The organism is Mycobacterium sp. 1423905.2 (genome assembly GCF_001673155.1).
In the GTDB taxonomy this organism is placed as follows: domain Bacteria; phylum Actinomycetota; class Actinomycetes; order Mycobacteriales; family Mycobacteriaceae; genus Mycobacterium.
On sequence record NZ_LZLE01000242.1, the window covers coordinates 1 to 12,097 of the forward strand.

A 12,097-nucleotide genomic window follows, 5' to 3' on the forward strand; every position below is an offset into this window, starting at 1 on the left:
TTGAGGAGGTAATCGGCGATGTTGCCGCGGGTCAGCGGATTCAAGATCGCGTATTGAACGCCAGCTTCGTCGAACAGGTGCCGGCTGACCGTCTCCGGGTCCGAACCGGGATAGTGCTCGCCGTAGAGATCCTGGCGGTAGTCCCCGCCCGGTGCCTGATACCACTGCTGTTCGACGTCGGGTATCGAGCGCAGCTTGTGGGTAGTGGGGAGATAACGCCGAATCTCGGCGTTATAGCGGAAGTGCGGCTGCACGTTGGCATCAATAACGAGTGCGCTCACGCGGTCACATACACCTGCCCGTCGGCGACGTCGACCTGGTACGTGCGGACCCGCCGTTTCGGGTCAGCAACGTTGCGGCCAGTGGTGATATCGAATTCCCAATTGTGCCAAGGGCATCGGACGATTTGACCGTCCCGGGCGCGGCGCAGCAGCCCGGGGGTATGCGGGTCGGATTCGTTGGTGCCGCCGAGTAGTCCCAGGCACAAGGGCGCACCCTCGTGCGAACAGTAGTTGACGATCGCATAGAGCTCGCCACGCACGTTGTACACGCCCACCCCGAACTTGCCGATGTCCACCAGCTTCATTTGCCCGGGCGGCAACTCGTCCAGAGCGCACACGAGTCGGCGTTGAGCCACCGAAGAATCACCGCCTCCTGCCCCGTACGGTCGCTACTCAGGTCGTTGGGCTACGTTGCTATCTATATTATGATAGCGATATTCCACCCCCAGGAGGAGCGCTGATGACGCTCGGCACTGACGCAACCGGCCAGCCCGTCACTCTTGACACCACCGGTGAAACCAGTCCGTATCCATTCTTCGAGTACATGCGGCGCACCGATCCGGTGTGGCATGGCGCGTTGATGGACCACGAGCAGATGCCCGAGGAACTGCGGCCAAATGACGAATGGGTCCTGTTCGGCTACGACGGGGTCTTCCAGGCCTTCCGCGACGACCGCGTCTTCACCTCCGCCGGCTATGACAAGACAATCGGCCTGGTCATGGGTCACACCATCCTGGCGATGGGCGGCAAGGAACATCACGACCATCGCAGCTTGGTCGCCAAGGCGTTCCGGGCCACCGCGCTGGAACGCTGGGAACCGTCGGTCATCGGACCGGTGTGTGACCAACTGATCGACGAAATCAAGAACGACGGGCACGCCGACTTGGTCAAGGCGCTGACTTTCGAGTTTCCCACCCGCATCATCTCGGTCTTGCTGGGCTTGCCGCCGGAGGATCTCGACATGTTCCGGCGGTTGTCGCTGGACTTGATCTCCATCCCGACCGACATCATGGCTGGGCTCACGGCGGCTACCGAGCTGCACGGCTACTTCCTCAACCAGGTCGAACAGCGCCGGCGCAAGCGCACCAACGACATCATCGGCGATCTGGTGGCCGCCGAGATCGACGGAGAAAAGCTCACCGACGAGGCGATCATCGCGTTCCTGCGCCTGCTCTTGCCCGCCGGATTGGAAACCACCTACCGTTCCTCGGGTAACTTGCTGTACCTGCTGCTGACTCATCCCGAGCAGCTGGCCATGGTCTACCAGGACCGGTCGCTGATCCCCATGGCCATCGAAGAAGGCCTGCGGGTGGAAACTCCGTTGACGATGGTCATGCGGACCACCACCGAAGACGTGGAAGTCGGCGGGAAGACCATCCCGGCCGACGCCCAGGTCGATCTGTGCATGGGCTCGGCCAACCGCGACGAGAGCCGCTGGCCCAATCCCGACACCTTCGACATCCGCCGAGAGCGGCACGCGCACATCGCGTTCGCCGGCGGTATCCACATGTGCCTGGGCATGCACCTGGCGCGGCTGGAAACGCGGGTCATGCTCAACAGCTTGTTCGACCGCCTCAAAGATCTGGCTTTCGTCCCCGACGACGGAACGGGTGAGGAGTCCAGGATCGTGGGGCTCACTTTCCGCTCGCCGAACAAACTGCCCGTTACGTTCACGCCCGCTGCATGAGAAGCCGGGCAGCGATCCTGCACGACGTCGGCGGTCCGTGGTCCGTCGAGGAATTCGAGCTGGACGCTCCCCGCGCCAACGAGGTTCTCGTTCAGGTTGCCGCCGCCGGCTTGTGCCACTCCGACGACCACATCCTCAAGGGCGATATGTCAGCGCCGAACGAGGTGCTGAAATCGCTTGGTTTGCCGACCATGTTCCCCATGATCGGGGGGCATGAAGGCGCGGGGATCGTGCGCGAAGTGGGGCCCGGGGTAACAGATTTCGCGCCGGGTGACCACGTGGTCATGTCATTCGTTGCGGTGTGCGGACAGTGTCGGTGGTGTGCGACCGGCATGGAGTACATCTGTGACGCCGGTATCGGCACCATGGCTCCCGGTATGCCCACTGACGGCACGTTTCGGCACCACACCGCAGATGGCCGAAAGTTGGGACACATCGCAAAGGTGGGAGCATTTGCCGAACACACTGTGGTGTCGGTCAATTCGCTGGTGAAGATCGATCCGCAGTTGCCGTTGGCGGCCAGCGCGTTGCTGTCGTGCGCGATCCCGACCGGTTACGGCTCGGTGGCCAATCGCAGCGGCATGCGAGCAGGTGACACCGTCGTGGTGATCGGCGCCGGCGGAATCGGCACGGGTGCGATCCAGGGCGCCCGGATCAACGGTGCCGCACAGATCGTCGCTGTCGATCCCGTTGAGTTCAAACAGAAATCAGCTCACCTGTTCGGTGCCACGCACAGTGCCGCGAGCATCGCCGAAGCGCTGGACCTGGTGCGTGATCTCACCTACGGTGTGATGGCCGATGCGGTAGTCGTTTCGCCTTCGTTGATCACCCCGGAGGACGTCCGCGACGCAGTGAAGCTGACCCGCAAGGGCGGAACCTGCGTGCTGACCGGAATGACCTCGCAGCTGACTCACAAGGTCAAGATCGATCTACAAGAGTTCATCCTGATGAACAAGACGCTCGCGGGCACCATCTTCGGCTCGTGCAACGCGCGCTCGGACATCGCGCGGTTGGCCAAGCTCTACCAGACCGGTCAGCTCCAGCTCGACGAAATGATCACCAAGCGCTATCGGCTCGACGACGTCAATGACGCCTACACTGACTTGCTCAACGGTGAAATCGTGCGCGGCATCATCGATTTCGGTGTCAGCTAAGCCTTCTTCGCGTTCTCTCGCTGCTCCCGCAATTCCTTGATTTTCTTCAGCCGCAGCAGCCGCTCAACTTGGCCGTACGCGTCGATGGGGCTGTGCAGTCCGAGGCCACCGTCGGCATGCACCACCTGTCCAGTCACCCATGGCATTTCCAGGACGCCGACGATGGCGTCCGCGACGTCGGCCGGCTCTCCCAGGCGGCCCAACGCCGTGCGCCTGGACAGGCCATCGACCCAGCCGGGCCACGCATCGGGGTTGGGCAGCATCGGAGTTCGGGTGACGCCCGGCCCCACCGCGTTGACCCGGATGCCATGGGTGCCCCACTCCACCGCCGCGACCTTGACCAACATGTCGACGCCCGCTTTCGACACGCAATAGGCGCCCATGTCGCGGTCGGCGACCGTGCCGCTGATGCTGGACACCGCCACGATGGAGCCGCCGACCTGCGCGTCGACCATGGCTTGCGCGGCAGCGCGAATGGTGAGCCAGGTACCGGTCAGGTTGACCGCCAAGACTCGTTCCCATTCTTGTGGCGACAGTTTCAGCAGCAGCCCGGACGACCCGATGCCGGCGGAGGTGACCACCCGAGTGGGCACTCCGTGCTCGCGCACGGTCTGCTCCATCGCCGACGACACCGCGTCGGGATCGCTGACGTCGCAATCGATGTCGGCACCGGACAAGTCCCATGCCACCACGTCGTGACCCGCTTGGCGCAGGAGCGAGACGACTTCCAAGCCGATGCCAGACGCACCGCCGGTCACCAGCGCCGTTTCGGCGCTCATTCGGCCGGCCCGATCAACTCGACGAGAACACCGTCGGGTGCGGTGATGACCGCCATAGGCACGGTCTTCCCGGCGGGTGCAGGCATGGTGATGCGCCGCACCCCGTCGGTGAAGCCCAAGGCGGCCAGCGTTGACAGCGCCGCGTCGACTTCGCGTTGCAGGGAGAGCAGGAAGAACCCGTGCCGCGGCGTCGGAGGGGGCTGCTGCGCCTGCGCAGCGCCGGCTAGCTGTACCAATTCGACGATCCCAGAGTCCGGTTGCTGCGGATCCCCCAGGAAGACGGACCGAAGCTGATTGCCACTGGCGCCGAACAGTTCGGGCCAGTCACCGGTGAAGGTGTGATCGAACAACTGGGCAAATCCGAGACCGTCGCGCCAGAATTGCAGCGACCGCTCCACGTCTGCAGTACAGATCGCTGCGTGATGGACACCAAGCACAACTTCCCCTCCCGCGCCCGTCTGTTGGGCGCCGCGGCATTAGGTAGCCAGCTTAGCTAATGTCCGATCCCACAATTCGCAGGCCAGGTGCGGATCGTAAGCGGCACGGTTGGCTTTGGCGATCTTGTGCCTCGAGTAGTACTGGCCAGACGTCCATTCGGTGCCGCATTCGGTCGAGGCCAGCCACACCAGTTGTTCGGCCCCTTCGTCGGCCGAAGCCGTGAATCGCCCCGTCACCGGCACACGGTTCTTCATGAATAGCAGGAATCGCGACCCGGACGCCTCACCGAAATTTGAGTTGACATATCCCGGATGGAAGGATGCGGCGGACAGACCGTGGTGGTGGTAGCGCCGGTGCAATTCCATGGTGAACATGACAATCGCCAATTTCGTCCGCGCGTAGGCGATGCTGGGTCGGCATTGAGCGGTGTTTTCCAGGTCGTCGATGCGGCATCGCGGAAGCAATCGCTGAGAAGAACTGGTCGTGTTCACGACGGTGGCACGGGAGTCGAGCAACACGTCCAGCAACTGTGTGGTGAGAAAAAACGGCGCGAGGTAGTTGACCTGGTAGGTCTTCTCATAACCGTCGGGTGTGATCTGCAGATCGTGGCACATGCCACCGGCGTTGTTGGCCAACACGTCGATGCGCGGATAGTCCGAGCGGATCTTGTCCGCCACGGCCCGCACTTGAGCCAGGTCGGCGAAGTCGGCGATGAAGTAATCGGCGCTCAATTCCGCGGCAATCGCCGTGGTCTTCCTCTGCGAGCGTCCAACAATCACCACTTTCTCACCATTGCGGCTGAGCCGACGCGCCGCGGCGGCGCCGATGCCGTCGCTGGCACCGGTAATGACAATCGTCCTGCGCGTCATATCGATGGCATCCTTTGGCATTGACTGACGGTTCTGGAGTACTGACAGCCTAAACGCAATATGCGCCCGGCGAGCCCAGGATTTCTGGACAAATTGAGATGCCGGCGGCCGATCACGACAAGGAGTATCGGACCGGCAGGTGCTTGAGCCCACCGACGAACGTGGTGGCGAGCAGGTGAGGCTCACCGGCAAGTTCGATTGTGTGCAGCCGGGACAGCAACTCGGTGAAGAAGCTGCTGACTTCCATGCGGGCCAACGCGGCGCCCATACAGAAGTGCACGCCGTACCCGAACGCCACGTGCTTGTTCGGGTCTCGGCCGACGTCGAACGCGAACGGGTCGGTGAAGACATCTTCGTCGCGATTGGCGGAAACATAGGACAACAGCACGGATTCGCCTGCGGCGATGGGTGTTTCGCGCACCACGGTGTCTTGGGCGGCGGTCCGCATGAAATGCTTGACCGGGGTGACCCATCGGATCATCTCCTCGGTGGCCCGCGGCATGAGCGTCAGATCCTCGCACAGGCGCCGGCACTGGTCCGCATTCTCGATCAGCGCGTGCAGGCCACCGGAAATGGTGGCGCTGGTGGTGTCATGCCCAGCCGTCGCGACGATCAGGTAATAGGACACTGTTTCGATATCCGAAAGCGGTTCGCCGTCGATGCGCGCGTTGGCGATAGCCGAGGCGAGATCCGCTGTGGGGTGTTCGCGTCGTGAGGCGGTTACTGCGTTGAAGTATTCGAACATGTCGAGTAGCGCGGGCAGCTGGTCCTCGTTCGTGGTGCCACGCTGGTATTCGTTGTCGTCGCTGCCGAACAGTTCCTGGGTGAGCTTGAGCATGCGCCCGAAGTCGGCTTCCGGCAGGCCCAACAGCGACATGATGACGTAGAGCGGGTAGTTGACCGCGACCTGTTGCGCGAAATCGCATTCAGGACCGATTGCCAACATCTCGTCGACGTAGCGTCTGGCCAATTCGTCGATGCGCAACTTCATGGCCCGCATCGCCTTGGGGCGAAACCAGTCCGCGCCGATCGCTCGCACCACCCGATGCTGTGGGTCATCGAGGTGAATCAGCGTGCGCACCCCGGCCGCGGCCTGCAATTCGTCGCCCTGAACGGTCGCTAGCACCGGCCGCGGCCAATTGGTGAACAAGGCGTTGTCGCGTTCGATGTCCATCACATCGGCGTACTTGGTGATCGCCCAGAACGGCCGATAGTTGGGCACTTCAACCCAGGACACCGGGGCGGTGGCACGCAGGTGCGTCAGGGCGGCATGCAGGCGCGGTTCGTCGGTGTAGGACTGCGGGTCGGCCAGTAGCTTGGCGGCCTCGTCCATGGTAGGTGCGCTCACCGGCGAAACTCCTTGAGCGCAGCGCTTATACAGTCGGGTGAGGCGCCATAGCAGATGGGCTGAACCCGGTCGACGCTGCCTTCGCAGCGCGCACGCAACGCGGCGCTCACTTCGTGGACGGGACCGACGACGGCGAACGTAGACAGTATTTCGTCGTCGATGAGCGAGCCCATGGTGTCCCACTCCCCCAACTTCGAGAGACGGTTCAGTTCGCTGTGCAGGTCACCCCAGCCGTGCAGGTCGAGGACCGGTCGGTAGGCCGGTGTCGACGCATAAAACGCGATCTGTTTGCGGGTCGCGGACATGGCAGTGGCCAGTTCGTCGTCGGTTTGACCGGTCGCGACCATGACTTCGGCCGCCACCTCGACGTCACCAACGTCGCGGCCGGAGCGGCGCAAGCCTCGATGCAGCGCCGGCAGGGTCACCTCGGTGAGGTAACGCTGAGACACCATCGGGTGGCCGAGGTGGCCGTCGGCGACCTCACCGCACATTTCGGTCATCACTTCACCCACGGCGGCGAGGAAGACCTTGGGGGCGCCGTAGGGCTGCGCCTCAGGAGTGAACATCGGCGTCATGATCTTGTGGGTGTAGAAATCGCCTTCGAAACGCAATTTGCTGCCGTCGCGCCACGCGGACCAAATCGCCTGCAGGGCCGACACGTATTCCCGCATGCGGCGGGCGGGATGGCTCCACGGCATGCTGAACCGCTTCTCGATGTGCGCCTGGATCTGGGTTCCCAGACCTAGGATGAACCGGCCCTTCGAATAGGTCTGTAGGTCCCAACCCAAATTCGCGACAATCATCGGGTTGCGGGCAAAGGCCACCGCGATATTGGTGCCGAGGTCTATGCGCGACGTGTGCTCGGCGGCCAGCAGCAGTGGGAGGAAGGGGTCATGACTGGTCTCGGCGGTCCACCCGCCGTCGTAATCATTGCGCTCGAGGGAGACGGCCGTATCGGCCGCCCGCGCGAGTTGATTGGAGATGCCCCCGTCAAGTTTGAGGCGGGCGCTACCCATGCGGGCAACTTTACAGTAAGCAATCCAGTATGTAAGACAGACGCATGACGAAAGCCGAGGACTGGGCGGAAACGCTTGCGGACCTGGATCGGCGCCGCGAGCATGCCCGGGCCATGGGTGGTTCCCACCGGCTCGAGAAGCATCGCGGTAAGGGCAAGCTGGACGCGCGGGCGCGCATCCAACGCCTGCTCGACCCGGGCAGCTTCCGAGAATTCGGCACCCTCGTCGGCGGTGACATCGCGGCCGACGCGATCGTCACTGGATCGGGTCGCATCAACGGTGTGCCCGTCATGGTCGGTGCCGAAGACTTCACGACCTTCGCCGGGACCATCGCGCCGGGCAGCAATGCCAAGCGCTACCGGGCCGCCGAGTTGGCGTTGCGCGATAAGATCCCGTTGGTGATGGTGCTAGAAGGCGCCGGATTTCGCTCCACCGGAGCACATTACGGGCGTACCCCGACCGACCTGCTGGCGCAGGCGCGCTGCTCGGGACTGGTTCCGACGGTCACTGCCGTGCTCGGTCCCTCCGCCGGACACGGCGCGCTGGTAGCCCCGGTATGCGATTTCACGGTCATGAGCCGCCAGGGAGCGATCTTCACCGCAGGGCCACCGGTGGTCAAAGAGTCCACCGGAGAGGACATTTCGAAGGAGGACCTGGGCGGTCCGGACGTCGCCCTTGCCAGCGGGGTGATCCACAATGTCGCCGAGGACGACGACGAAGCGCTTGCGACGGTTCGGCGTTATCTGTCGTATTTTCCGCCGAGCGCATGGTCGTACCCGGCCGCGTCGCCGGCCGACCAGACCGCCGGACCTCGGCCGACCCCGGAGTTGTTGGACATCGTCTCGCGCGACAATCGCCGGGTCTACGACATGCGCTCGGTGCTCGACGTGGTCTTCGATCGACCCGACTGGTTCGAGGTACAGCCTTTGTTCGGCCGGGCCATCATCTGCGCGCTGGCACATCTGGGCGGTCATCCCGTCGCGGTGGTAGCCAATCAACCGCAGGTGCTGGCCGGGTCCATCGACGCTGCCGCTGCCGACAAGGCCGCGCACTTCATCATGGTCGCGGACTCCTTCCATCTTCCGATCGTGTTTCTCGCCGACAATCCCGGCATGTTGCCGGGCAGCCGTTCGGAACGGCAGGGGGTATTGCGCAGTGGCGCCCGGATGTTCGCCGCGCAGACGGCCGCCACCACAGTGAAGCTGCATGTGACGCTGCGCAAGGCGTACGGCTTCGGCTCGATGGTCATGTCGCTGATCAGCTTCGACGGCCAGGTAGCCACCTTCGCCTATCCCGGTGCCACCATGGGTGCCATGGGCGCTTCGGCTCTGAGCCGCGCATCGCATGCCGACGAAGATCTGTCGGCCAAGCTGCGCAACGCCGAACTGCAAGCGTCGTATCGCTCGGCTGAACACATGGGGTTCGACGAGCTGATCGACCCGCGCGAGACCCGCGACGCGCTGTTGGCGTCCCTGCAGCGGGGTCTGTCCAGCCGGCAGGCCCCCGCCGAGCCGGTCACTCGCACGCTGATCATGCCGTAACTGTTTTGCCCTCGTCGTTGCCGCGGTAAGCCGTGACGACGGGCTCCAGCTCATCCGGTGTCGCGCCGTGCAGGATCACCGCGTCCGCGCCGTAGTCGAACTCCTTGCGGATTCTCTGCACACATTGTTCCGCCGATCCGGTGGCCGACGGTTCCAGCCATTCGTCCGGGATCAGCGTCGCGATGTGTTCGATCTGCTCGGCAGTGGCCTTGTGATCAATGCCCCCGGCTATCGAGGTCACCACGGTGTCCTGCCGAAAACGTTGCAGCACAGCCGGATCCCAGCCGTTGGTCTGCACCATCAGGTCGCCGTAACCCTGCAGGTAGGTGGCCAAACGTGCCACCGTCTTCTTCAGCCGCAGCTCTTCGGGGAGGTGGTCGCCGACCGTGGCGAAGCACGACCACACCCGCACGCTGTCCGGGTCACGACCCGCTTTCTCTGCAGCGGACTTGACCGTGTTGACGCAGCGCTGCAGCGTCTCCGGGGTGAAATAGGTATGCAAGATCACATCGTCGAAGACCCGGCCGCCCAGGGCCAGACTGTTGGGTCCGAACGCCACCAGGGCCAACCGGATGTCCTCGTGGAAGTCACGGTCCAAGAACAGGACGGGATAGGTGCCCATCGGACCGTCGTGGTGGAAAATCACCTCACCGTGCCACAACCGGCGCATGACCTGCGCCCAGTCCTCCATCTGGGCGGTGGTGACCGCCGGTATGCCGAACGCACCGTAGATTGCCGCGATGCCGCGACCGATGCCCAGGGTGAAACGACCACCGGAGAGCCGATGCATGGTGGTCGCCCAGGACGCCGTGATCAACGGATGGCGCGTGTTGTGATTCGTTGCGGCCGTGGCGATTCGCATTCTGCTGGTGACCGCGCAAGCCGCCCCCACCAGCGACGAGGCCTCCTTGACGTTCCAGCGTTCGGAGATGAAGGCGGTGCCGAAGCCCAGTTCTTCACCGCGGCGCGCTTCGTCCAGCAGAGTCGCTGGACCCTCGCCGCCCGCCCCGGCCAACAAGTAGTAGCCCAGTTCCTCGAGCGGCTGATCGCTCGTCGGCATTACCGGAGCACCGCCGTATCGGCGACCTCGCGCAGGAACTGCAAGGTGATGCGCTGTACTCGACGCGAGAAGACGTGCCCGACATGGCTACCGTCGTACCAATACAGCTGGCCTTGCCAGCGTTCGTGCAAAGCGATCGCAGGCTCCCGCATGGCCATCCGATCGTGCCAGGCTCCCACGATGAGTCGACGAGCCGGTGGTGGTGCCGGGTCGACGGCCAGCGGGTCAATTACCGAGGTGAGCTTCTCGACGACCGGCGATCCCAACAGTTCCCCGAAGCCGCCGCGAGACGGCCCCCACCGCGCCAAGTGCCGGGCGATCATCGCGTTGAGGCCGAGTATGGGTGTGTACAACGCGACGGCATCGACGGCCGGCTCGAAGTGGGACACCAGCGCGGCGACCAGACTACCCATCGAAATACCCGCCACCGCAACGGCACTGGCGTGCGGCTGAACCCACTGCACCACCGCCCGAACCTCCGACACCGCGCGCATCATGCCGGCGACATTGCCGAGTGGATCCGTGTCCGGGTAGGCGGGCCACTGCCCGCGCCGGATCCCGTGGCCAGGCTGGACCGGCATCGCGACGTTGAACCCGAGCCTTCGGTGCAGGCGCCCGATCCGGGAAAACACCAGGTCTTCGCTGCCGCCCTGACCCGCGCCGTGCACCCAGATCAGCCATGGCCTTGGCCCGTCACGGTGACGGCACACGTGCACCACGGCTCGGGCCGGTCCGCTGAACCCTTCGGCCGCCAACGTCTTCGGCAGCCTGGGGTCGTGTTCAAAGGTGACCTGCTCGTAGGCCAAGCCGGCAATGCGGCGACGCCGTATCCTGCTGACCCGCAGGGGTTCTGGTGCGGCGTGCACGCGTTCGATGCCAAGTCTCGCCAGTTCTTCGGCAGCCGGTTCGCATGCGTCCAGGGCCCGCAACGCGCCTGGGCCCCCGCCCAGTAGCGAAAAGCCGCTCAGCACTAGCTCGTCGAGCATGACCTCGCCGAACTGGCGGACTCCGCGGATCGAGACGGGAGCCCACCCGGTCGATTCGTGCAGACCCGATACGGTGCGGGGCACCACCATCACCAGTTCACGGGCCACGTCACGGCCAAGCCCGAGCGCTCGGGTTGCCGAGAACATGCACACCACCTACTTATGTCGAGGTCAGTTTCTTGGCCCGCGCAGCGGCCGATTTGCAGAAATCTATACTGTAACTAATTAAGTATCAACGAGCGCCGGAGTGGGCAGGTTGCTGCGGGCCGCGATCACCAAAACCGAGATGCGACTGCATGGAAGGCGCGATGACCGACACCGCACCCGAAGTCCGACCCACTGTACGGGGCGGCTTCCCCGACGTCAGACCCGTTGACGCGCCACCCGGACTGGGCCGGTTCGCCGAAGCCCTGCGCCGCCTGCAGGATCTGACGGTCTCGACCAACCCGGACGCCGCGACCTGGGCCGCGGCCACCGAGCACATCGAAAACGCCTGCGCCATGCTGGAATCGCACCAAGCGCCCGAGATCGAGGTGCCAGCCGGCAGGGTCCTCGAGTTGCCGGGACTGGGGCACCCATTGATGCCGCCGTGGACGATGGCCGATGCTGACGCCGACGGGGTCACTATGCGGGGTCATTTCACCCGATCACACGTGGGCGGGAACCATGCCGTCCATGGCGGCATGATCCCGTTGTTCTATGACTGGCTGTTCGGCATGGTGGTCACCACGGCCGGTATCCGTCCCACGCGTACCGCGTATCTGCATGTCGACTACCGCAAGATCACCCCAATCGACGAGCCGTTGACAGCTCGTGGTCGAATCAGCCGGACCGAGGGGCGAAAAGTCTTCATCACCGCGACCATGAACAGCGACGACGGCGCGCTACTCACCGAGGCCACCGGCCTCATGGTCCGATTGTTGCCCCACCAACCGTGA

Annotated in this window: 12 protein-coding genes and 1 pseudogene; 4 read left to right on the forward strand and 9 right to left on the reverse strand. The window is 64.1% G+C overall.

Annotated features, from left to right (window positions below; translation table 11 throughout):
- Nucleotides 1–281: pseudogene (locus tag A9W95_RS15270) on the reverse strand (amidohydrolase); the annotation flags it as partial.
- The gene (locus A9W95_RS15275; protein ID WP_067414201.1) at nt 278–637 is read right to left on the reverse strand and encodes a Rieske (2Fe-2S) protein; all 360 of its coding nucleotides are present in this window, start codon (nt 635–637) and stop codon (nt 278–280) included. The gene A9W95_RS15275 and the pseudogene A9W95_RS15270, both read right to left, overlap by 4 nt.
- Before the next feature lie 104 nt (nt 638–741).
- Between A9W95_RS15275 and A9W95_RS15280 the strand changes: the two genes are divergently transcribed.
- Nucleotides 742–1,968: a cytochrome P450 gene (locus A9W95_RS15280; protein ID WP_067414204.1), complete on the forward strand. Its 1,227-nt coding sequence runs from the start codon at nt 742–744 to the stop codon at nt 1,966–1,968.
- On the forward strand, nt 1,965–3,122 hold the full coding sequence (locus tag A9W95_RS15285; protein ID WP_067414206.1) for a Zn-dependent alcohol dehydrogenase: 1,158 nt from the start codon (nt 1,965–1,967) through the stop codon (nt 3,120–3,122). The genes A9W95_RS15280 and A9W95_RS15285 overlap by 4 nt, the downstream gene beginning before the upstream one ends.
- On the opposite strand, the gene A9W95_RS15290 is transcribed toward A9W95_RS15285, so the two are convergent.
- The 5 genes from A9W95_RS15290 to A9W95_RS15310 form a co-directional block, all read right to left on the reverse strand.
- Complete coding sequence (locus A9W95_RS15290) at nt 3,119–3,901, reverse strand: SDR family NAD(P)-dependent oxidoreductase (RefSeq protein ID WP_067414210.1); 783 nt, start codon at nt 3,899–3,901, stop codon at nt 3,119–3,121. The two genes, A9W95_RS15285 and A9W95_RS15290, sit on opposite strands and share 4 nt — an antisense overlap.
- Complete coding sequence (locus A9W95_RS15295; protein ID WP_082983119.1) at nt 3,898–4,338, reverse strand: VOC family protein; 441 nt, start codon at nt 4,336–4,338, stop codon at nt 3,898–3,900. The genes A9W95_RS15290 and A9W95_RS15295 overlap by 4 nt, the downstream gene beginning before the upstream one ends.
- A gap of 39 nt (nt 4,339–4,377) precedes the next feature.
- Nucleotides 4,378–5,208, reverse strand: coding sequence for an SDR family NAD(P)-dependent oxidoreductase (locus tag A9W95_RS15300; protein ID WP_067414216.1), 831 nt, complete (start codon nt 5,206–5,208; stop codon nt 4,378–4,380).
- A 112-nt stretch (nt 5,209–5,320) separates the two neighbouring features.
- Nucleotides 5,321–6,541: a cytochrome P450 gene (locus tag A9W95_RS15305; RefSeq protein WP_067414219.1), complete on the reverse strand. Its 1,221-nt coding sequence runs from the start codon at nt 6,539–6,541 to the stop codon at nt 5,321–5,323.
- Nucleotides 6,542–6,552: 11 nt separating this feature from the next.
- The gene (locus A9W95_RS15310; RefSeq protein WP_067414222.1) at nt 6,553–7,572 is read right to left on the reverse strand and encodes an LLM class F420-dependent oxidoreductase; all 1,020 of its coding nucleotides are present in this window, start codon (nt 7,570–7,572) and stop codon (nt 6,553–6,555) included.
- Between the two features lie 44 nt (nt 7,573–7,616).
- Between A9W95_RS15310 and A9W95_RS15315 the strand changes: the two genes are divergently transcribed.
- Complete coding sequence (locus tag A9W95_RS15315; protein ID WP_067414225.1) at nt 7,617–9,113, forward strand: acyl-CoA carboxylase subunit beta; 1,497 nt, start codon at nt 7,617–7,619, stop codon at nt 9,111–9,113.
- Here the strand turns inward: A9W95_RS15315 and A9W95_RS15320 are convergent.
- The gene (locus A9W95_RS15320; RefSeq protein ID WP_067414228.1) at nt 9,103–10,173 is read right to left on the reverse strand and encodes a TIGR03857 family LLM class F420-dependent oxidoreductase; all 1,071 of its coding nucleotides are present in this window, start codon (nt 10,171–10,173) and stop codon (nt 9,103–9,105) included. The two genes, A9W95_RS15315 and A9W95_RS15320, sit on opposite strands and share 11 nt — an antisense overlap.
- Nucleotides 10,173–11,306 carry a PHB depolymerase family esterase gene (locus A9W95_RS15325; RefSeq protein WP_067414231.1) on the reverse strand — a complete coding sequence of 378 codons (1,134 nt, stop codon included), beginning with the start codon at nt 11,304–11,306 and terminating at the stop codon, nt 10,173–10,175. The genes A9W95_RS15320 and A9W95_RS15325 overlap by 1 nt, the downstream gene beginning before the upstream one ends.
- A gap of 161 nt (nt 11,307–11,467) precedes the next feature.
- On the opposite strand from A9W95_RS15325, the gene A9W95_RS15330 reads away from it, so the two are divergent.
- Nucleotides 11,468–12,097: a PaaI family thioesterase gene (locus A9W95_RS15330; protein WP_067414280.1), complete on the forward strand. Its 630-nt coding sequence runs from the start codon at nt 11,468–11,470 to the stop codon at nt 12,095–12,097.

What these genes read in the sequence shown, in the direction of transcription:
- A9W95_RS15330 (WP_067414280.1), top strand. Translation starts at nt 11,468, where the DNA reads ATGACCGACACCGCACCCGAAGTCCGACCCACTGTACGGGGCGGCTTC.
- A9W95_RS15310 (WP_067414222.1), bottom strand. Translation starts at nt 7,572, where the DNA reads ATGGGTAGCGCCCGCCTCAAACTTGACGGGGGCATCTCCAATCAACTC.
- A9W95_RS15280 (WP_067414204.1), top strand. Translation starts at nt 742, where the DNA reads ATGACGCTCGGCACTGACGCAACCGGCCAGCCCGTCACTCTTGACACC.
- A9W95_RS15320 (WP_067414228.1), bottom strand. Translation starts at nt 10,173, where the DNA reads ATGCCGACGAGCGATCAGCCGCTCGAGGAACTGGGCTACTACTTGTTG.
- A9W95_RS15290 (WP_067414210.1), bottom strand. Translation starts at nt 3,901, where the DNA reads ATGAGCGCCGAAACGGCGCTGGTGACCGGCGGTGCGTCTGGCATCGGC.
- A9W95_RS15325 (WP_067414231.1), bottom strand. Translation starts at nt 11,306, where the DNA reads ATGTTCTCGGCAACCCGAGCGCTCGGGCTTGGCCGTGACGTGGCCCGT.
- A9W95_RS15315 (WP_067414225.1), top strand. Translation starts at nt 7,617, where the DNA reads ATGACGAAAGCCGAGGACTGGGCGGAAACGCTTGCGGACCTGGATCGG.
- A9W95_RS15305 (WP_067414219.1), bottom strand. Translation starts at nt 6,541, where the DNA reads ATGGACGAGGCCGCCAAGCTACTGGCCGACCCGCAGTCCTACACCGAC.
- A9W95_RS15300 (WP_067414216.1), bottom strand. Translation starts at nt 5,208, where the DNA reads ATGACGCGCAGGACGATTGTCATTACCGGTGCCAGCGACGGCATCGGC.
- A9W95_RS15285 (WP_067414206.1), top strand. Translation starts at nt 1,965, where the DNA reads ATGAGAAGCCGGGCAGCGATCCTGCACGACGTCGGCGGTCCGTGGTCC.